Raw genomic sequence first — 18,650 nt, 5'->3', positions numbered from 1 at the left:
TCACCTGTTCACGCAACGGTTCCTGCTCGGCCGGCCGCAGTGCCGCACCACTTCGCGAGCGCGGCGTCGAGACCGTCCGTCGAGCCCCCCACCCATGCCACGTGCCCGTACGGGCGCACGAGCACAGCCGACGGCGCGTCCCCCTCACCGAGCAACGACAATCCCCAAGCGGCGTCGTAACGCGCCCACACGAGGTCGACGCATTCAGGACGATGCCCGGAATCGATTGGTGGACCGTCGGATTGCAGCAGAAGTGGGCGAGCCCGAACACTCGAACCGGCTTCTCCTCGGCAATGACGTCGAGATCCGGCATGCGTCGTCCCAGCAGCGGGTGTCCCTCACCGAGGTCGTAGGCGACGTCGAGGCCGGAGATCAACGCCGCGATCGGTGAGCCGGCATCGTCGACGCGGAGCACCTCGTCGATCAGATCGCGCAGGGCCTCCTAGCGCGAATCGGCCTTCTGGATGCCCAGGCCGACACCAAGTCCGCCGGTGGGGAGTTCCTCGGTGACCCGCACTTCGGCGATCAGGCTGCTACGTGTCGCAGCCGACCCCTCGAATCCGATCCCGGCCTCGCAGCGCACGACAGCGCACGACACTGCGCCCACCACGTACCGAGCCTGGTGCACCCGAAGGTCGCGGTGTTCACCGTTCGCCCCTCGGCAAGGAAGCGCCCGGCGATCCCTCGATGATCGACGAGCGTCCCGGGTCAGCCCTCGATGATGCGCTTGATCGCGTCCAGGGTCGCCGGAATTCCGCTGCGGGCGGCCTGCTCCCGCGCGGCGATCCGGGCAGGTGCCTCCGCCCCCAACTTCTCGTGGAAGAATTTCTGCCCGGCTTCGGTGAACTCCCAGGTCTCCGTGAGTTCCGTGCCGGCGTCCGCGGGCTTGATGACGTAGCTCCAGCGCACGAGGCCCGGGCCGACCGACCATGCGAATTCGCGGCCCGGGGAGGCGACGACGACCTTCGACCGGGCCTCCCAGGTGCGTTCGGGGGTGACGTTCCGGCCGGTGAAGAAGGAACCGACCTCGGGGCCCTGCCCTTCGTCCCACCAGCACTCCGCGCAGACGGGCGACCATTCACCCGTGCGGGTGACGTCGGAGACGAGGGCGTACACCTCGTCGGGGGTGGCGGAAACGACGACGGAGGACTCGAAGGTCAGGGGTGTGGTCTGCATGGCCACCATCCTGCCCTGTCCCGATCAGTGCGGCGCGACGCACCTGCCTGCCCGCCTGCCCTTGCCGACGACTACGCAGTGACGGCTCTGGTCCCCACACGCGCGGGCACGGGTCCGGCCGCGACCAAGGTGAACGGCGTCTTTACCGGAAAATCGTCGTGAAGGGATTCCACCTCGAGTTTTCGCACCACACTGGCGAGGCCCAGGATTGCTTCGAGCATGGCGAAATGATCTCCGATGCAGGTGCGTGGGCCACCACCGAACGGCAGATACTGCCACCGCGACCTCGCTACCGATTGCCCGGGGGCGAACCGATCCGGGTCGAATTTCTCGGGCTCGTCCCAGAGCGACGGATCATGGTGGAGCGCGTAGGTGCCGACGATCGTATTCGTCCCGGCAGGGATACGGTAACCGTCGACCTCCACGTCGCGCATTGCCATTCGCGCGGCCGTCGCTGCGGGCGGACACATCCTCAGTGACTCATGGACTATCTGGACGGTGTAGGGCAGATCCCCGATATCGCTCGCGCGCAACAGGCGGTCTCCGATGGCTGCAGCCTCCCGCGCCACCCGCTCCTGCATCTCGCGATTGCGGCCGAGCTGCCACAAGCTGTAGGCGAGAGTGGTCGCGGTGGTGTCGTGACCCGCGAAGAGAAACGCGAGCAACTCGTCACGGATCTTCTCGTCGCTGAACGCTCTGCCAGTGACCGGATCGGTGAGCTCGAAGAACAGCTTGATCAATTCGGCGCCATTGCCAGCACCGCTCCGCGCGGCGTCCATCGCCTCGTCGAGCGTTTCGGTGACAACAGCCAACGAAACACGGAAACGATGACGGGCACGTGTCGGCAGCCATGTCGGGGTTCGTATCGGTTGCAGGGCACGTCGTCCCACGAATTGCACCACCTGTCCGAGTGGAACTCCGACAGCTTCGGATCTCTCGCTGAGATCCGTTCCGAAGAGTGACCGGCCAAGGACACGCAGGGTGAGTCGCCGGGTTTCGGTGTCGAGATCGATCGACCCGCCCTCGCTCCACTCTGCCGCCATCGTGTCGGCGACCTCGGCGATCCGGTCGGCGTAGACCGCTACGTGTTTCTTGGTGAACAAAGGCTGCAACGCACGACGGTGCGGCACCCACGAATCGTGAGGAAGATTGAAGAGATTGTCGCCGACCCACACCCGTCCCTCGACGTGGACGGTCATTTCCTTGTCGAAGGAACCGTCGGAACCGCCGAGAACATCGTGGGCGCCCTGCGGTGAGGTGACGATAGCGAAGGTCGGCGCCCACCGGGCAGGACCGATATGTACGAGGGTGACCGGCCCGCCTGCATCACGGAATTTCTCGGGACCGGTATCGAGATGTCGGAGTGCCCGGATGCGGTCGATCAAATGCATCGGCACGTCGGGCGCAATCGGAAAATCCTGGGCCTGTGCGCTTGTCCTGGCCATTCTCCGAGTGTGGTCCGCCTCGGACGGTCACACCAGACCCACTACCGAGTCATTGCGCAACCGCAACCTTGCTGAACTCGAAGGGCAGGCTCGCATGTAACAACAGTTCGACCCGTGGGAAGACCGGATCTCGAATTGCACTCTCGAGACGTAAAGCGTTGTCCGCGTGAGGATGTCCACTTGTACTCGCGCAATGTTGATCATCGGGATTATTCTGTTCGGGCTGCTCGTCGGCGCGGTGGCACAGCTCGTCGTGGGCAGGTCCGGGACCGGGATCGACTGGACTCTCGCGTTGGTCGCGGGCGTCGGGGGTTCGTTCATCGGCGGTCTGCTCATCAGCCTTCTCGCAGGTGACGGACTCGAATTACGCCCCAGCGGGATCATCGGCCCCCTCGCCGGCGCGATCATCGTGACCGCTGCCTGGTCGGCATGGAAGTCCCGGTCGCGTCAGGCCTAGCGTTATCGGTATCCCGCGACGAGAGACGATGCCCGAGTGACCTCACGCCCCGCAACCGAGCAGCGACTGCTCGACATCGTTCCCGGAAATCCGGTGTGCCGGGTCGTCCTGGACCGGGCGGGTGAACTCGGCATCGGAGACTGGTATCTCACCGCGGGCGGAGTCTTCCAGTCGGTCTGGAACTTTCTCGACGGCCGCGACCGGCAGGCCGGCATCCGGGACTACGGGTCTACGCTCCGCACGGTTTCGACGACCTGTTCGGGATGGTGCTCCTGGGCTGACCCCGTCTGAGCGCTCCGGGTTGAGTGAGAGTCTCGTGGCCCACGCTTGTGGGCAGGAAGGCTGAACCCATGGCAACGAGGAAACGGCACACGCCGGAGCAGATCGTCAGGAAGCTGGCCACTGCTGACCGGCTCATGGCCGAGGGTAAGGACGTCGCGGACGTCTGCCGCGAGCTCCAGGTCACCGAGGCGTCCTACTACCGGTGGCGTAACCAGTTCGGAGGGCTCAAGGCCGACGACGCGAAACGGCTCAAGGACCTCGAGAAGGAGAACGCCACGCTGAAGCGGCTCCTTGCCGACGCGGAGCTGGAGAAGGCCGCGTTGAAGGAGATCGCCCGGGGAAACTTCTGAGCCCGGAACGCCGGCGGGCAGCCGTGGAGCACCTCATCCGTGTGATGGGTGTGTCCGAGCGGTTCGCCTGCCGGGTCACCGGGCAGAACCGGACCACCCAGCGCCGCCCACCCGCCGCGGCTACGCCGGCCGATCCCGACGCGGGCTTGAGGATCTGGCTGAGGGGCTGGGCCAAGACCCACCCCCGCCGCGGGTTCCGGCCTGCCTACCACGACGCCCGCGCCGAGGGCTGGCTAGTGAACCACAAGAAGCTCCAGCGGCTGTGGCGAGAGGAAGGCCTCCGCATCCCGCAACGCCGACGCCGCAAGCGGACCGGGACTTCGACGGTGCCGATCATCCCGCCCGCCGACAAGCCCGACGCCGTGTGGGCGGTGGACTTCCAGTTCGACTCCCCTACCGCGACCGCATGGCGGTCCTCGGGCAGCACCTGGTCCGTTTGGTTGCGCTGTCCCTCGAGCTCGACGAGGACTACTTCGACGAAGGCTTCCAGGACCACGTCATCACCACCCGCCTGCTGCACTACCCCCCGCAGGACGGCGTCGGCGAGGGGAACGAGCTCGGCGCCGGCGCTCACACCGACTGGGGCCTGATCACCATGTTGTACCAGGACGAGGTCGGCGGACCGGAGGTCCTCAACGCCGATGGCGAGTGGGTCCGGGCCCCACACATCCCCGGCACCTTCGTGGTCAACCTCGGTGACCTCGTCCCGAAGCTCACCAACGGGCTCTACCTGTCCAACACCCACCGCGTGCTCAACACCACCGGTGTCCGCCGGTACTCGGTGCCGACGTTCTTCGACCTCGACTACGACTACGTCGTCACCGCAGTCCCTACGGTCCTCGACGAGAACGAGCAGCCCGGCCCGGGCATCACGACCGGCGACCACCTCGCCGAAATGCTGCGTCGCACCTACGCAGCCAGTTGAGCCAGACACGCGCCGAAGAGACGACGTCCGGTGTAACAGAAACGTCACTCTACATTCCTTTGATGAATACACATTCCGACAAGACTTGCGACTACCGAACTGAAATGGAGGAGCACATGAACACCCCCGCCTTCGAGGTCCCCGTCGTGGACATCTCGGCCTACACCAGCGCCGGCACCGCCGAAGAGCGTGCCGCCGTCGCCCGCGCCATGGACAAGGCCTGCGCCGCCGTGGGATTCATCCAGATCCTCGGCCACCAGGTCCCCGACTCCGTCGTCACCGGCCTCAAGGAGGCGGTCGACGACTTCTTCGTCCTCCCCCTGGAGGAGAAGAAGGACTACGTCGTGCCGGGCAACCGTGGCTACAGCCCGCCCAAGAGCGAGTCGCTCAGCCTCAGCCTGGGAGTCGAGTCCGCGACCCGCATGAACGACTTCTTCGAGGCCTTCAACGTCGGCGCCGAGGCCGGCTGGTTCGACCGCCTCGACCTTTCCGACGACGACTACGGCGTCAACACCTGGCCCAACGTCGACGGGTTCCGCACCAAGGTCGAGGCCTACTACGACCACGCCGCACGCGTCGCGCGCACGCTCACCACCATCTTCGCCGACGCCCTGGGCGAGGACTCCGGCTTCTTCGACTACCTCACCGACCACTCCGTCGACGTGCTCCGGATGAACAACTACGCCCTCCCCGAGGGCACCGACGTCTCCCTGGACGGCGACCTGACCGGGATGGGCGAGCACACCGACTTCGGAATCGTCACTGTGCTGTGGGCCGACCAGGTCGCCGGCCTCCAGGTCCTCGCCAAGGACGGCACCTGGCACGACGTCCAGCCCATCGAGGGAGCGCTCCTGGTCAACCTCGGCGACCTCACCGCCCGCCTCACCAACGACCAGTGGCTCTCCACCCTGCACCGCGTGAAGCCCCCGGTCATCGACGGCACCATCCAGCGCCGCCGGTCGGTGGCCTTCTTCCACGACGGCAACATCGACGCCACCATCTCCACCCTGCCCAGCCGTCTCGACGCCGACGGCGGACTGGCCTACGAGCCCATCCTGGTCAAGGACCACATCGCCGCCAAGCTCAACGGCTCCCAGTACGGCAAGGCCAACACCGCCGCCGTCCGCGAGGCCTCCCGCGTCCTCGCCGCCCAGAACGCCTGAACCCAGCCCACGCCCACCCGGAAAGAGACCCAGCCCATGTCGAACACACTGACCGACGTCATCCCCCTGATCGACCTCGCCGACTGGCGCACCGGCGACGCCGGCGTCCAGGCCGCCGCCGCCGCGAAGGTCGACCAGGCCCTGCGTGACTCCGGCTTCCTCATGCTCGCCAACCACGACGTCGACCCGCAGCTCGCGGCCGACCTCCGCAGCGCCGCCAAGGCCTTCTTCTCCCTGCCGCGAGAGACCAAGGCTCGCTATGAGACCACCGTCGGTGGCCGCGGCTGGCTGCCCAGCGGGAAGGAGGCGAACTCCTTCGCCGGCGAGGAGGCTGACAAGGCCACCCCCGACATGAAGGAGAGCCTGACGATGGGCCGCCCGTACGCCACGGGCAACCCCACTCTCGACAGCACCGCCTTCGCCCCGAACGTGTGGCCCGACGAGGTGCCCGAGCTCGAGCTCCTCGCCACCACCTACATGGAGGCCATGTACGGGCTCTACGACGAGCTGCTTCGCATGTGCGGCGAGGCCCTCGGGCTCGGCCGCGAGTGGTTCATCGAGCGCTGCGCCAACGGCACCCGGACCCTCAACATCAACCGCTACCCCTCCCTGGAGGAGACCGGCGTCCCCAAGCCCGGCCAGTTCCGCGTCGGCGCGCACACCGACTGGAGCATCTTCACCCTCCTGGACCGCCAGCCCGGCTACGGCGGCTTCCAGGTCCAGCTCAGCGACGACGGCGAGTGGCTCGACGCGCCCTTCGTCGAGGGAACCCTGCTGGTCAACATCGGCGACCTCCTCGCCCGCTGGACCGGCGGCCGGTGGCGCTCCACCCGCCACCGCGTCCTGCCACCGCAGGAGTCTGCGCCGGCCGAGGAGCTGATCTCCTTGATCCAGTTCTGCGACGCCAACGTCGACGCCATCGTTGAGACGATGCCCGCCCCGATCGGCAGCGGCACCACTTACGACGCCGTCCTGGCCGGGGAGTACCTGCGTCAGCGCGCCATCCAGGCGACCGTGAAGTGAGCACCGACGTGAACACCGAGACAGTCCCCGACGCCAACCCCGACACCAAGGCCGGTGTCGCGCTCTCGTTCGTGACCCTGGTCTGCCAAGACGTCGACGAGGTCTCCAACTTCTACGCCGAGCTCTTCGGCCTGGACCACGTCACCTACCTCGAGGGCGACTACTTCCGAGCCCTCCAGCTCGGAGGAACCATCCTCGGCTTCAACACCCCCGTCGCCTACGAGCTGCTCAACCTGCCCGAGAGCGACCTGTCGGCCTCCGCGCCGTCGTTCTGGACCTTCGAGGTCGACTCCGAGGAGGCCGTCGACACCCTCGCCGCAGCCGCCGTCGCAGCGGGCGCGACCTACCGCAAGGAACCTTTCCGGACCTACTACGACGCCTGGCAGGCGGTGCTGCTCGACCCCGAGAAGAACGTCTTCCGGATCAACAAGTCCGCCTGAGTCAGCCCACGGTGCGGGCGAGGCCTCTGTCAACGACGCCAGAGCCCTCGCGCGCACCGTGGCAGTGAGACAGGTCGGTAGACTTCCGACGCCCGCTGGGCACCGCAGTCCGTAGAGAGAAGTCGATGTTGCAGGCACCGTCGCCCGTCGTCCCCGCCCGAGCCCGGGAGTTCGTTCTCATGGAATCCGAGGAAGCCGTATCCGACGCCGTTGCTCAGGCCGTCGGCGAGCGCGTGAAGTACTGGCGAACCGAGCGCGGTCTCCTGATGCGCGAGCTCGCCGACGCCGCCGGCATGAAGCAGCCCTTCCTCAGCAAGATCGAGAGCGGCAACGCCTCACCCTCCATGCTGAGCCTCTACCGGATCGCCACCGCCCTGAACATCACCCCCGGCGACCTCCTCCCAGCCGTCGCCCCGCAGCCTGGCGCGACCGTCATCCGAGCCGAGGAGGGCCGCATCGTCGCCGGCACTGAGCAGTCCAGTGTCCCGGTTCGATTGGTCGGCGGCTCCGAACAGCACTCCTTCGAGATCTCCGAGATGGAGTTCACCAAGGACCAGAACAACAATGAGTGGTTCGACTACCCCTCACCAGCGGCCACCTACCTCATCGAGGGACAGCTCAACGTCATCATCGAGGGCGACACCATCCATCGCCTGAAGCCGCGAGACACGATTTTCTACCCCGCCCGCATCCGCTCCAAGTGGGAAGCCGTGGGCGACGAGACCGTCCGCGTCCTCCACATCGTGACCCGGCCACGCCAGGCCTGACCTAGGGTCGGTGCTCGGTTGACGGACGGCGCCGGTCGGACGCTGGAGTAACCGGCGGCACCGAGGCTCGCAGCCCGTCTGTTGCCCACCGTGCGCAGCCCTGCACGTTATCCGCTCGTCCCGGGCTTCTTCGCCGCCGGCGGCGGCCGGCTCAGACACGCCACGTGCTGGCGAGCTGGCGGTCTTGCGGGAGAACGCCTACTCGCCGGTGACCACGGCTTCTGGCCACTGATTGCAACGCTTATCCCGGCGTCCACATGAAGCACTACGACATCGGCCTGGCACGGCCTGCGCCAGATCGCGTACTCCGACATCGACGGCAGATAGGCCGCTGCCGGGATCCCGCCTTTACCGGGTTCAACCACCCCGACACCCGAGCCCACTAGGTCGTAACCACCATCGACTTCTGCTGATAGTCGAAGTAGGCACCTGAGGTGATCGCTTCGTACTGGTGACTTGACCCCGGAGTGTGGACACGCCAATCCCGGTTTGATGCCGGGGGAAGCGAGACGATCCACGTATGGCACGCAAGACCTACAGCGAGGAGTTCTGCCGCGACGCGGTCGACCTCTACGCCACCACCGACGGGGCGACGGTGAAGCAGATCGCCTCCGACCTCGGCATCACCGACGCGACCCTCTCGACCTGGCTGAAGGCGGCGGGAGTCGCGGTCCGGGGCCGGACCCCGAAGGACCCTCCCGAGGGCAGCTGCGGGCCGGAGTCGCCGGCGCAGGAACTGGCCCGGCTGCGGCGTGAGGTCGCGGACCTGAAGGCTGCCAAGGACCTGCTGTCCACCGAGCGTGACATCCTCCGTCGGGCCGCGAAGTATTTCGCCGGGGAGACGCGCTGGTGAGTCGCTTCCAGTTCGTCGCCGACAACTCCGCCATCTTCGAGGTGAAGCGACTCTGCACGGCCGTCGAGATCAAGCGGTCCTCCTACTACGCCTGGAAGGCCGGCACCCCGGCACGCGCCAAGCGGGCCGCCAGCGATGCGGCACTGGCGGCGAAGGTCCGAACGATCCAGGACCCCAAGACAGGTGGCGACCGGGCCTACGGCGCGCCGCGGGTCACGCACGAGCTCAACGCCGGGGTCCCACCCGAAGAGCGGGTCAACCACAAACGCGTGGCGCGGGTGATGCGCGAACACCACCTGGCCGGACTCCGGCTACGCAGGAAGGTCCGCACCACGATCCCCGCACCCGACGACGCCGTCGTGCCCGACCAACTCAACCGTGACTTCACCGCCAAGCAGATCAACACCCGCTACGTCGGGGACATCACCTACCTGCCCTGCGGCGACGGCGCCGGGGGCACGAGGTTCCTCTACCTCGCCACCGTGATCGACCTCTACTCCCGACGGCTGGTGGGCTGGTCCATCGCCGACCACATGCGCACCAGCCTCGTCGAAGACGCCCTCAACGCAGCCGCCCACAAACGAGGCTCACTCGCGGGCTCGGTGTTTCACAGCGACCACGGGTCGGTCTACTGCTCGGCCGACTACGCCCGCCTGTGCGCCGAGCTGGGCGTGTCCAGGTCGATGGGCCGGGTCGGCACATCGGCCGACAACGCGCTCGCGGAGTCGTTCAACGCCACCCTGAAGCGCGAGACCCTCGCAGGCGAGCACACGTGGCCCGACACAACCACCTGCCGGCGCGAAGTGTTGGGCGTGGCCCCTGAAGAGTGGACACTTGGGTGTGTTCGTTAGGCGGCCTGATCCAGGGTAGACATGCGGTCGGTCTCGTAGTCAATTGGTGATCGGTTCTGCAATGCCGAGTGCTTTCTACGGGTGTTGTAGCGGGTGATCCAGCGGAAAACCTCGGTGCGGCATTGTGCTTCGTCGAGCCAGCGTTTCGCCCCCTGAAGCGTCTCCCGTTTCAAGGACGCGTTGAAGGACTCGGCCATCGCGTTGTCGGCGCTCGACCCGATTCGGCCCATCGATTGCCGCACGCCGTGCCGGCGGCATGTCGCCTGGTAGTCCGAGGACGTGAATTGACGTCCGTGATCCGAGTGGAAAATTGCTCCTTCCAGCGATCCTCGTGCCGCGGCCGCGTTGTCGAGCGCGTTCTCGACGAGTTCGGTACGCATGTGATCTGCGATCGACCAGCCGACGAGGCGCCTGGAACACACGTCGATCACGGTCGCCAGGTAGAGGAACTTACCGGTGCCCCTGTGTGGAAGGTAGGTGATATCGCCGACGAAAACGCTCCCGGGCTCGGCAGCGGTGAAATCGCGCTTGACCAGGTCTCCGAAGACCTGCGCCCCAGGATCTTTGATCGTCGTGTTCTTCGGTTTACGCAGGTGCACGCCGACAATGTTGTTGCATCGCATCAACCGCGCCACCCGCTTGTGGTTCACCGTGCCCGGCACCTGGTCATCATCGGCCAGTTCGGCGGTCATCCGCCGGTAGCCCAGCGTGTGGTCCCATTCCTGGTGATGGGCACGTATTCGGTCCACCAGCGCCGCATCGGCCTCCTGCCGGGCCTGGCGTGCCGCCTTTCCGGCTCGCCACTTGTAGTAGCTCGACCGGTGGATGCCGAGCACCGTGCACATCCGCTTCACCTCATGGGCGTCTCGGTGGTCATCAACGAACCAGAAGCGGATCACCAGTTCGTCTCTGCCGCGAAATACTTCGTGGCCTTGCGCAGGATGTCTCGCTCCTCGCTGAGCCTGTCGTTTTCCGCGACCAGAGCCTGGTTGCGGGCCCGGACCTGCTCAATCTCGGCTTGCATTCGCGCGAGTTGATCCTGCGGCGTCTCGGAGGCCCCGCGCTCTGGCGTGGCCTCGGACTGCGCCGACGCGGCCTTCTTACGCGCCTGGTGCACCCATGTCTTCAACGACCCCCGAGCGACTCCCAGATCCGCGGCCAACGTCGAGTACGACGCATCCGGACGAGTCTCGTAAAGCCGGACAGCATCGGCTTTGAACTCATCCGAGTACTTCTTCTTCGTCATGATGATGTCCTGCATTCTCCGGCCCAGTATGGGCCAGTCTCAGCGTGTCCACCACCCAGGGGCTATCCCCGTTCAAGTGGATCCTGCGCTACAACAACCGACGCCGGCACTCTGCCTGCGGCTACCTCTCACCAACCGCCTACGAGCACGCCACCGCCCCATCCACCACGACCAGCACTACGCTGGCCGCCTAACCACAAATCCCGTGTCCACACTCCGGGGCGAAGGCCCCTTCGCGGGTTCCGTGTCGTCGAGACTCTCGATCAAAGCGTCGTAATTCGGCTGATGGAAGAAGGCCATGCTGAATCGGGCTTGATCCCACTGCCCGTCGGACGGATTGACGACGCGGTGTCTGGTCGAGCTCCAGACGTCGTTGGTCCAGCGCTGCATGAGATCACCGATGTTGATCACGAAGGAGTCTGGCACCAGCGGGACGTCCTCCCATTCCTCGTCGTTCCAGACCTGCAGGCCTTGGACCGAGGGGTAGCCGTAGAGGATCGTGAGGCTGCCGAAGTCGGTGTGCGCGCCCCCGCGAAGTTGTCCCGGTTCGGGGGCCTTCTCCAGGGCAGGGTAGTAATAGAGGCCGAGATGATGAGGCTCAGCGAATGTGCTCGCTTGTGCTCAACGAAAGTGCCCACTCGCTGGCTGTTTCACTGTAGCGGTTGCCGTGTTCCGGTGGTGGCCCGACGGAGCTTCTCGGCTCGGGCGTGGTGATCGCGCAGGCGGTAGGAATTACCATCGAGGTTGAGCACGACCGATCGGTGCAGAAGTCGATCGAGCATCGCAGCGGCGACGGTCGTATCGCCGAGGACCTCACCCCACTCACCGACACCGCGGTTGGTGGTGATGATGATCGAAGTCTTCAGATAGCGTTGCGCGACAACCTGAAACAAGGCGGATGCGGCCTCACCCGGTAACGGAAGATAACCGAGCTCGTCGATCACCAACAGCGTCGGCCCGGCGTAGAACCGCATCGTTGTCGCCCATCGGCCTTCGATCGCAGCGCGGTGACAGCGGGCCGCCAGATCGGCGGCGGTGGTGAAATAGGTGCGATAGCCGGCATGCGCTGCCGCCCGCGCCAAACCCACCGACAGGTGGGTCTTTCCGACCCCCGGAGGGCCGATGAGCAGGACGTTCGTCGCAGTTTCGAGGAATCGGCAGGTGCCCAGTTCGGTGATCAGTGCCCGATCGAGTCCGGGGGCGGCGTCGTAGTCGAAGTCGTCGAGTGAGGCCGGGGTGGGCAGGCACGCGAACCGTAACCGTCCGGCCAATCTCCTCGCTTCGGTGGCGTCGACCTCGATCGACAGTAGCTGTTCGAGGGCTGCGGTCATCGACAGTCCGTCCTTTTGGGCCCGGTCGAGCACCGACGGCAGCGCTTCGGCGGCGTCGTGCAACTTGAGGGTGGCCAGGTGCCCACGCAGACGCTGATAGAGACTCGTCGAGGTGGTGGTGTCGGGGGTGATGGTCATGCGAGGGTGTTCCTTCCGCGGGCAGCGCGCTCGTAGGCGGCCAGGTCGACAACCGTCGACCGCGGTGTCGTCGACGGCGAGTGATGGTCAGTGGTGTTGGTGCGCAGTGCTTCTGCTGCAGCACGTGCGTCCGCACCGGGTGGGATGCGTTCCTTGCGGCGGTGCGGCCGGCCTCCGGCCGCGGCCCCGGCCATCGCGGCCTGCTCGAGGGCGTGGACGTGGCCGTGATCGCGCACGATGACCCCGGCCCCGTCCGGAGCGAGCCGGTGCCGGGCGATGGTGATCTGCGAGGCGGTGACGATGTCGATCACCTCGTCGCCGAGCCGCCGGGTGACCTGCACCTGTGCCGCGGCCAGTTCCGGGGGCACCGAGTAGCGGTTGCCGCGGTAGGCCACCAATGCTTGCCGGGAGACGGTCCGCGGTTCGCTGATGAGCACCGGATACGGATCGGCTGGCATCGGCGTCAGGGGTTCGCGGGCGGCGACGGTCAGCACCGAAGCCTTGCCGTCGGCGGTGGCGCGCATCCGGGCATCGGCGCGCAGGGTGCAGAACTTGTCCACGCTCGCCTGTGCCTGCTCGACGGTCAACTCATCGGCCACGGACCGCCACCATCTATGTGCTGCAGTGTGATTGGCCTTCTCGACAACGCCTTTGCGGTTCCCGGCTCGCGGTGGGCAGATCGCCGGCACGACACCGTAGTACTTGGCGACACCGGCGAAGGAGGCGGTGACTTTCCCGCTGTCCGGGTGACAGACCGTGGCCATCCGATCGAACCGCCAGGTGCGGGTCAGGCCGCCGAGTTTGCGGCAGATCCGGTCGAGGCCGTCGATCAGATGCGGCTGGGTCATCGCCGGGGCGAGCACCCCACGCCACCGGCCGGAATGCGCGAGCGAACCGACCAGCAGGTAGGCGGTCTTGCCCCACCCCCACGATTCGGGTGGGTTCGGTAGTTCGACCCAGTCCCATTGGGTTTCCTCACCGGGTGGATGTTCGATGACCGCGTTGGGACGGTCGGTTGCGCACGCGCAGGCCTGGCAGACGGGCCGGAGTTTTCGTTGCCGGATCTGGCGGGTCAGCGTCTGATACGAGGCGGTGTAGCCGAGGTCCTCGAGTTCGTCGCACAAGGTCCTCGCCCACCACAGGTGCGGATCCTCGGTCAGACGGGCCGAGACGTAGTCGATGAACGGCTCGAATGGGTCTTCACCAGCGGATTTGCGGACTCCGGGTGTGGTAGTGCCGTTCAGATAGTTGCGGATCGTGCGCCGGTTTCGGCCGGTGTGCCGGGCGATCGCCGAGATCGTCCAGCCTCGTTTGTGCAGTGCGTGGATCTCCACGTCTTCCTCCCATGTCAACATGAGAAAACGGGTCTCCTTCGGGGTGCTGGTGCGTGGTCAGAGACCACCAGCATCGAAGGAGACCCGCCCTCATCGGCGGAGCCACACGGGTGAGCACTTTCGGTGAGCGGGACTGAGCAAGATCAATGAGCGCCATCAGAGATAGCTGTCGTGGTGATCGGTGAACTGCTCAAAGTAGTTCTGTTGCTTGCCGACGGCGAGGGCAAAGATCTGGCCGATGACGTCGGCGAGTCTGTCGAGGGTCGTGTAGTACCGCACAAGTGCGTCGCGGAACGCCTCGTTGATGAGGGGGTCTCCCCAGATCGGCGAGACCCAGTCGATGATGTCGAGGCGCCGCACGCGAAACTCCTCACGAAGATCCGGCGGCACCGTTCCATCGCCCTCGAGATCGCCGAGGGACATCGATGCGAGCTGTTTCCAACCGGTGCCACGAACCGAATTGTCATGAGCGGCCTTCGTCGACTCTGGCTGCTCGTAGAACGATCGGATAGCGTCGAGCGCACCCTGCATGATTTCTGGGGCGAGGCCGTGTCCGGTGACCACAAGGAAGCCCGTGTTGCGGCACGCATCGTCGACGGCGGCGACTACGGACTCCTTGTCAGTGCCGTCGATGAACGACTTCAGGTCGATGATGGGTACGTTGCGTGGCATTAGAATAACCTCTTTCTGGGTATGGGGTCTTACCCCGAGCTACTGCAGCCCGATGGCGGGATCGATGAATTTGTTGGTGGCGAGATCCTCGGCGCTCAGGTTTGCGGGGAGGTTGGTTCCCCTTTTGCCGAGGATTGGACGCATGACGTCGATAAGCTTGTCGATGCGGTCCATGTCGAAGTTGCCCAGCGTCTGGTCGGGGCCGTTGCCGACGAAGCCGTAGGACGTGTCCTGGTACATCTGGGCTGACCCCGTCTGAGCGCTCCGGGTTGAGTGAGAGTCTCGTGGCCCACGCTTGTGGGCAGGAAGGCTCAACCCATGGCAACGAGGAAACGGCACACGCCGGAGCAGATCGTCAGGAAGCTGGCCACTGCTGACCGGCTCATGGCCGAGGGTAAGGACGTCGCGGACGTCTGCCGCGAGCTCCAGGTCACCGAGGCGTCCTACTACCGGTGGCGTAACCAGTTCGGAGGGCTCAAGGCCGACGACGCGAAACGGCTCAAGGACCTCGAGAAGGAGAACGCCACGCTGAAGCGGCTCCTTGCCGACGCGGAGCTGGAGAAGGCCGCGTTGAAGGAGATCGCCCGGGGAAACTTCTGAGCCCGGAACGCCGGCGGGCAGCCGTGGAGCACCTCATCCGTGTGATGGGTGTGTCCGAGCGGTTCGCCTGCCGGGTCACCGGGCAGAACCGGACCACCCAGCGCCGCCCACCCGCCGCGGCTACGCCGGCCGATCCCGACGCGGGCTTGAGGATCTGGCTGAGGGGCTGGGCCAAGACCCACCCCCGCCGCGGGTTCCGGCCTGCCTACCACGACGCCCGCGCCGAGGGCTGGCTAGTGAACCACAAGAAGCTCCAGCGGCTGTGGCGAGAGGAAGGCCTCCGCATCCCGCAACGCCGACGCCGCAAGCGGACCGGGACTTCGACGGTGCCGATCATCCCGCCCGCCGACAAGCCCGACGCCGTGTGGGCGGTGGACTTCCAGTTCGACTCCACCACCGACGGTCGGCCGGTCAAGATCGCCACCATCGTCGACGAACACACCCGTGAATGCCTGGGTGGGCTCGTGGAGCGCAGCATCACCGGCGACGACCTGATCGACGAGCTCGACCGCATCGCCCTGACTCGCGGCTACCCCGGCGTCCTACGCTGCGACAACGGCCCCGAGCTGGCCTGCGACGCGATGGCCGAGTGGGCCCGGGAACGCGTCGGGCTGGCGTTCATCCCACCCGGCGAGCCGTGGCGCAACGGCTACGTCGAGTCCTTCAACAGCCGCATCCGTGACGAGTGCCTCAACATCAACATCTTCTGGTCCCTGGCCCAGGCCAGAGTCGTCATCAGCGATTGGAAGGAGGACTACAACCATCGCCGACGGCACAGCTCCCTCGGCTACCAGGCGCCAGCGGTCTACGCTGCTGCCTGCACCCATCGATGAACTCTCATCCAATCTGGATCAGTTCTTGGGGTCCGCCGGGACTGTCTGAATAACGGTGGATCCGGGTTGGCCTGACACGCCGAGCAGCGAGCTTGGCGGGAAGGATCGACTATGACGGAAACACTGGAGCCCATGGCGGACGAGGTGAACCAGCTGGAGTTGGCGCAGCAGCTACTGGCCCAGGCCAAGGAACAAGGCGTCGAACTGATGGGCCCGAACGGACTGCTCGGGCAATTGACGAAGAACGTGCTCGAAACCGCACTCGACGCGGAGATGACCGAGCACCTCGGTTACGAGAAGAACGACCCGGCCGGACGCGGTAGCGGCAATTCCCGCAACGGCACCCGATCGAAGACGGTGCTGACCGAGATCGGCCCGGTCGAGATCGACGTCCCGAGGGACACCGAGTCGAGCTTCGAACCGAAGATCGTGCGCAAACGGCAACGGCGGCTGACCGGCATCGACGAGATCGTGCTTTCCCTCAGCGCGAAAGGGCTTACCACCGGCGAGATCTCGGCGCACTTTCAGGATATCTACGGAGCGTCGGTGTCGAAGGACACCATCTTCCGGATCACCGACAAGGTGCTCGAGGAAATGACCGAATGGCAGAACCGGCCCCTCGATCGGGTGTATCCGGTGGTGTTCATCGACGCCATCCACGTCAAGATCCGCGACGGTCAGGTCACCAACCGGCCGATCTACGTCGCGATCGGGGTGACCGTCAATGGCGAACGCGACATCTTGGGGTTGTGGGCCGGCGACGGCGGTGAGGGTGCGAAGTTCTGGCTGGCGGTGCTCACCGAGATCAAGAACCGTGGAGTGGCCGATGTGTGCATCGTGGTCTGCGACGGGCTCAAGGGTCTGCCGGATGCGATCAATACGGTGTGGGAGTTGGCGGTGGTGCAGACCTGCATCATTCACCTGATCCGCAACACTTTTCGGTTCGCACCACGTCAGCATTGGGACGAGATCTCCCGCGATCTCAAGCCGATTTACACCGCTCCGACCGAGGCCGCGGCCAAGGAACGGTTCGTCGAGTTCGCCACCAAATGGGGGCCGAAGTATCCGGCGATCGTGCGGTTGTGGGAGAACGCTTGGAGCGAGTTCGTGCCGTTCCTCGACTACGACATCGAGATCCGGCGGGTGATCTGCTCGACGAACGCGATCGAGTCGATCAATGCCCGCTACCGGCGGGCGATCCGCGCCCGTGGGCATTTCCCGACCGAGCAGGCCGCGCTGAAGTGTCTCTATCTCGCGACGCGGGCTCTGGACCCCACCGGTCGGGGTAGGGCACGATGGGCGATGAGGTGGAAGCCTGCCCTCAATGCCTTCGCGATCACTTTCGAAGGACGCATCAACTAACCGATGCCAGGCCGGATCCACCGTTTATCGGACACTCCCGGTCCGCCCACTCCGCCCGAATCCGGTGCTGGCACCTCGCAACGTGTACGAAGCGAAAGCCCGACGATGGCAGGTGGAATGGCCTCGATTGGTCGTCGAACCGTGGCCCGAGCGCTGACATCCTCATTCGCCGAGATCCTCGTCGAATCTGCGTCGCGCTTCCTCGATGCGAGGAAGATTCGTCGACGCCCACATCAGCAGAGCGTCGATCGGTTCCCGCACCGTCTTCCCCAGTGGCGTGATGCGGTATTCGACCGCGACGGGACGGGTGTTCACCACCCGGCGTTCGACGATTCCGTTGCGTTCGAGTCTGCGCAGCGTGGTCGTCAGCGATTTCTGCGTGACCTCGGGAACGGCGCGCCGCAGCTCGTTGAAGCGGCGCGGAGCCTCGCACAATTCGGTGAGCACGCTCAGGGACCACTTGTCGAGGATCTGCCCCAACAGTTCCCGGTGGGCGGCGACGGCGAGCAGATCGTGGTCAGCGGTATCCGACATGAAACCTGGTTTCGTTGAAGTGACTTCCGGATACCAAGTATAAATCAGATACCATTTGGTTCCGACCCCAGGAGAACTCCGTGTCCGTCACCCTGTTCAGCCCCGAAGGCACGCTGCCGAACGCTCCTTACCACCACGTCGCAGTCTCCACCGGCACGCGACAGGTCCATCTCGCCGGACAGGTCGCATACATGCCGGACGGCTCACCGATTCCTACCGAGCTGGCCGGTCAGGTGGCCCAAGCGCTGCGCAACGTCGCACGAGGCCTGGACGGAGCCGGCGCGACCTTCCGCGATGTCGTGCGCCTGACGTTCTACGTCACAGACTGGCATCCCGAGAAGATCGGACAGTTCATGGCCGGTGTGCAGGCCGTCGCGCAGGAGATCGATCTGCCCGATCCGATGCCGCCGGCATCGCTGATCGGTGTCGCGGCGCTCTACGAACCTGTCGTGCTCGTGGAGATCGAAGCCACCGCGGTTCTCGAGGGATGAGCGTCGTAGATCAGGCCGCGCAGATCCCGAAGACGGGGAATCCGTCGTCACCCGCAGTGGACCGGAACGCGACCCGCACCCGGGCCTCGGCGCAGTCGGGGAACGATCCTTCGATCTTCGAGTAGAGCCATGGCCCGTCGTCGAGTTCGACGATCGCGAGGGTGACCACGCTGTCGTCCTGCGCGCCGTCGTCGAGCGGTTCGACGACCTTCCAGGACACGATCGAGCCGGTGCCGGAGCAGCGGGCGGACTCGAGGTTCGCGCCGCCGCAGGAGGAGCAGCACGCTGTCTCCGGAGCGTGAAGCGTCGTGCAGCTTCCGCAGCGCAGGATCGTCATGCAGTTCTGCGTCGCGTGGGGCGCCATCGCAGTCCTTCCG

General features: G+C 65.8%; 22 protein-coding genes and 3 pseudogenes. 13 read left to right on the top strand and 12 right to left on the bottom strand.

Features of this window, described 5'->3' with window-relative positions:
• Positions 1-8: 8 nt before the first annotated feature.
• Positions 9-191: a hypothetical protein gene (locus KXC42_RS11605; protein WP_033096673.1), complete on the bottom strand. Its 183-nt coding sequence runs from the start codon at positions 189-191 to the stop codon at positions 9-11.
• 38 nt (positions 192-229) lie between these two features.
• Here KXC42_RS11605 and KXC42_RS11600 point away from each other — a divergent pair, with 38 nt between their 5' ends.
• Positions 230-391 carry a hypothetical protein gene (locus KXC42_RS11600; RefSeq protein WP_156666046.1) on the top strand — a complete coding sequence of 54 codons (162 nt, stop codon included), beginning with the start codon at positions 230-232 and terminating at the stop codon, positions 389-391.
• A gap of 51 nt (positions 392-442) precedes the next feature.
• Here KXC42_RS11600 and KXC42_RS11595 read toward each other — a convergent pair whose 3' ends face one another.
• The 3 genes from KXC42_RS11595 to KXC42_RS11585 all read right to left on the bottom strand — a co-directional run bounded on the left by KXC42_RS11595 (position 443) and on the right by KXC42_RS11585 (position 2,621).
• Positions 443-610: a hypothetical protein gene (locus KXC42_RS11595; RefSeq protein ID WP_156666045.1), complete on the bottom strand. Its 168-nt coding sequence runs from the start codon at positions 608-610 to the stop codon at positions 443-445.
• Positions 611-708: 98 nt separating this feature from the next.
• The gene (locus KXC42_RS11590; RefSeq protein WP_024100882.1) at positions 709-1,185 is read right to left on the bottom strand and encodes an SRPBCC family protein; all 477 of its coding nucleotides are present in this window, start codon (positions 1,183-1,185) and stop codon (positions 709-711) included.
• Between the two features lie 62 nt (positions 1,186-1,247).
• Positions 1,248-2,621: a cytochrome P450 gene (locus KXC42_RS11585; protein WP_219130368.1), complete on the bottom strand. Its 1,374-nt coding sequence runs from the start codon at positions 2,619-2,621 to the stop codon at positions 1,248-1,250.
• Positions 2,622-2,814: 193 nt separating this feature from the next.
• Between KXC42_RS11585 and KXC42_RS11580 the strand changes: the two genes are divergently transcribed.
• From KXC42_RS11580 to KXC42_RS11535, 9 genes and pseudogenes are all read left to right on the top strand, one after another.
• Positions 2,815-3,078: a GlsB/YeaQ/YmgE family stress response membrane protein gene (locus KXC42_RS11580; protein ID WP_033096671.1), complete on the top strand. Its 264-nt coding sequence runs from the start codon at positions 2,815-2,817 to the stop codon at positions 3,076-3,078.
• Between the two features lie 36 nt (positions 3,079-3,114).
• Positions 3,115-3,369 (top strand): nucleotidyltransferase family protein, encoded by a 255-nt coding sequence (locus KXC42_RS11575; RefSeq protein ID WP_071934953.1) that lies wholly within the window; start codon positions 3,115-3,117, stop codon positions 3,367-3,369.
• A 59-nt stretch (positions 3,370-3,428) separates the two neighbouring features.
• Positions 3,429-4,102, top strand: a pseudogene (locus tag KXC42_RS11570) (transposase); the annotation flags it as partial.
• Between the two features lie 14 nt (positions 4,103-4,116).
• Positions 4,117-4,635: an isopenicillin N synthase family oxygenase gene (locus tag KXC42_RS11565; protein ID WP_083543595.1), complete on the top strand. Its 519-nt coding sequence runs from the start codon at positions 4,117-4,119 to the stop codon at positions 4,633-4,635.
• Positions 4,636-4,751: 116 nt separating this feature from the next.
• Positions 4,752-5,798, top strand: a complete 1,047-nt coding sequence (locus tag KXC42_RS11560; RefSeq protein WP_219129984.1) for an isopenicillin N synthase family oxygenase — start codon at positions 4,752-4,754, stop codon at positions 5,796-5,798.
• Between the two features lie 36 nt (positions 5,799-5,834).
• Complete coding sequence (locus KXC42_RS11555; RefSeq protein WP_219129985.1) at positions 5,835-6,821, top strand: isopenicillin N synthase family oxygenase; 987 nt, start codon at positions 5,835-5,837, stop codon at positions 6,819-6,821.
• An 8-nt stretch (positions 6,822-6,829) separates the two neighbouring features.
• Positions 6,830-7,261: a VOC family protein gene (locus KXC42_RS11550; RefSeq protein ID WP_042329013.1), complete on the top strand. Its 432-nt coding sequence runs from the start codon at positions 6,830-6,832 to the stop codon at positions 7,259-7,261.
• A gap of 125 nt (positions 7,262-7,386) precedes the next feature.
• A complete protein-coding gene (locus KXC42_RS11545; RefSeq protein WP_071934950.1) occupies positions 7,387-8,028 on the top strand; it encodes a helix-turn-helix domain-containing protein in 642 nt (213 codons plus the stop codon).
• A 520-nt stretch (positions 8,029-8,548) separates the two neighbouring features.
• A pseudogene (locus tag KXC42_RS11535) lies at positions 8,549-9,687 on the top strand (IS3 family transposase); the annotation flags it as partial.
• Between the two features lie 41 nt (positions 9,688-9,728).
• Here KXC42_RS11535 and KXC42_RS11530 read toward each other — a convergent pair.
• The 6 genes and pseudogenes from KXC42_RS11530 to KXC42_RS11505 all read right to left on the bottom strand — a co-directional run bounded on the left by KXC42_RS11530 (position 9,729) and on the right by KXC42_RS11505 (position 14,693).
• Positions 9,729-10,978 (bottom strand): IS3 family transposase gene (locus KXC42_RS11530; RefSeq protein ID WP_219129554.1). Its coding sequence is split into 2 segments (ribosomal slippage): positions 9,729-10,648 and positions 10,648-10,978, totalling 1,251 coding nucleotides; the frame shifts between segments, so codons are not numbered across the junction.
• Positions 10,979-11,155: 177 nt separating this feature from the next.
• Positions 11,156-11,554, bottom strand: a pseudogene (locus KXC42_RS11525) (2OG-Fe(II) oxygenase family protein); the annotation flags it as partial.
• Between the two features lie 74 nt (positions 11,555-11,628).
• The gene (gene istB, locus KXC42_RS11520; protein ID WP_219130366.1) at positions 11,629-12,447 is read right to left on the bottom strand and encodes an IS21-like element helper ATPase IstB; all 819 of its coding nucleotides are present in this window, start codon (positions 12,445-12,447) and stop codon (positions 11,629-11,631) included.
• Positions 12,444-13,802, bottom strand: a complete 1,359-nt coding sequence (locus KXC42_RS11515) for a helix-turn-helix domain-containing protein (protein WP_219130365.1) — start codon at positions 13,800-13,802, stop codon at positions 12,444-12,446. Before KXC42_RS11515 ends, istB begins: the two co-directional genes overlap by 4 nt.
• 135 nt (positions 13,803-13,937) lie before the next feature.
• A complete protein-coding gene (locus KXC42_RS11510) occupies positions 13,938-14,453 on the bottom strand; it encodes a 2-oxoglutarate and iron-dependent oxygenase domain-containing protein (protein WP_219130364.1) in 516 nt (171 codons plus the stop codon).
• A 39-nt stretch (positions 14,454-14,492) separates the two neighbouring features.
• Entirely contained in the window at positions 14,493-14,693 is a 201-nt protein-coding gene (locus tag KXC42_RS11505) for a hypothetical protein (RefSeq protein ID WP_071934944.1), read from the bottom strand.
• 78 nt (positions 14,694-14,771) lie between these two features.
• On the opposite strand from KXC42_RS11505, the gene KXC42_RS11500 reads away from it, so the two are divergent.
• Positions 14,772-15,886 (top strand): IS3 family transposase gene (locus KXC42_RS11500; protein WP_219130363.1). Its coding sequence is split into 2 segments (ribosomal slippage): positions 14,772-15,039 and positions 15,039-15,886, totalling 1,116 coding nucleotides; the frame shifts between segments, so codons are not numbered across the junction.
• 111 nt (positions 15,887-15,997) lie between these two features.
• Positions 15,998-17,248 (top strand): IS256 family transposase, encoded by a 1,251-nt coding sequence (locus KXC42_RS11495; protein WP_219130362.1) that lies wholly within the window; start codon positions 15,998-16,000, stop codon positions 17,246-17,248.
• Between the two features lie 162 nt (positions 17,249-17,410).
• Here KXC42_RS11495 and KXC42_RS11490 read toward each other — a convergent pair whose 3' ends face one another.
• The gene (locus tag KXC42_RS11490) at positions 17,411-17,782 is read right to left on the bottom strand and encodes a helix-turn-helix domain-containing protein (RefSeq protein ID WP_006551996.1); all 372 of its coding nucleotides are present in this window, start codon (positions 17,780-17,782) and stop codon (positions 17,411-17,413) included.
• A gap of 80 nt (positions 17,783-17,862) precedes the next feature.
• On the opposite strand from KXC42_RS11490, the gene KXC42_RS11485 reads away from it, so the two are divergent.
• A complete protein-coding gene (locus tag KXC42_RS11485) occupies positions 17,863-18,273 on the top strand; it encodes a RidA family protein (protein ID WP_024100879.1) in 411 nt (136 codons plus the stop codon).
• Positions 18,274-18,283: 10 nt separating this feature from the next.
• Here KXC42_RS11485 and KXC42_RS11480 read toward each other — a convergent pair whose 3' ends face one another.
• Positions 18,284-18,637 carry a Zn-ribbon domain-containing OB-fold protein gene (locus KXC42_RS11480; RefSeq protein ID WP_071934941.1) on the bottom strand — a complete coding sequence of 118 codons (354 nt, stop codon included), beginning with the start codon at positions 18,635-18,637 and terminating at the stop codon, positions 18,284-18,286.
• Between the last annotated feature and the right edge of the window lie 13 nt (positions 18,638-18,650).

The organism is Rhodococcus sp. LW-XY12 (assembly GCF_019317345.1).
In the GTDB taxonomy this organism is placed as follows: domain Bacteria; phylum Actinomycetota; class Actinomycetes; order Mycobacteriales; family Mycobacteriaceae; genus Rhodococcus; species Rhodococcus pyridinivorans.
The sequence above is the reverse complement of the archived record's forward strand: the minus strand, read 5'-3'. Positions and strand labels throughout refer to the sequence as shown.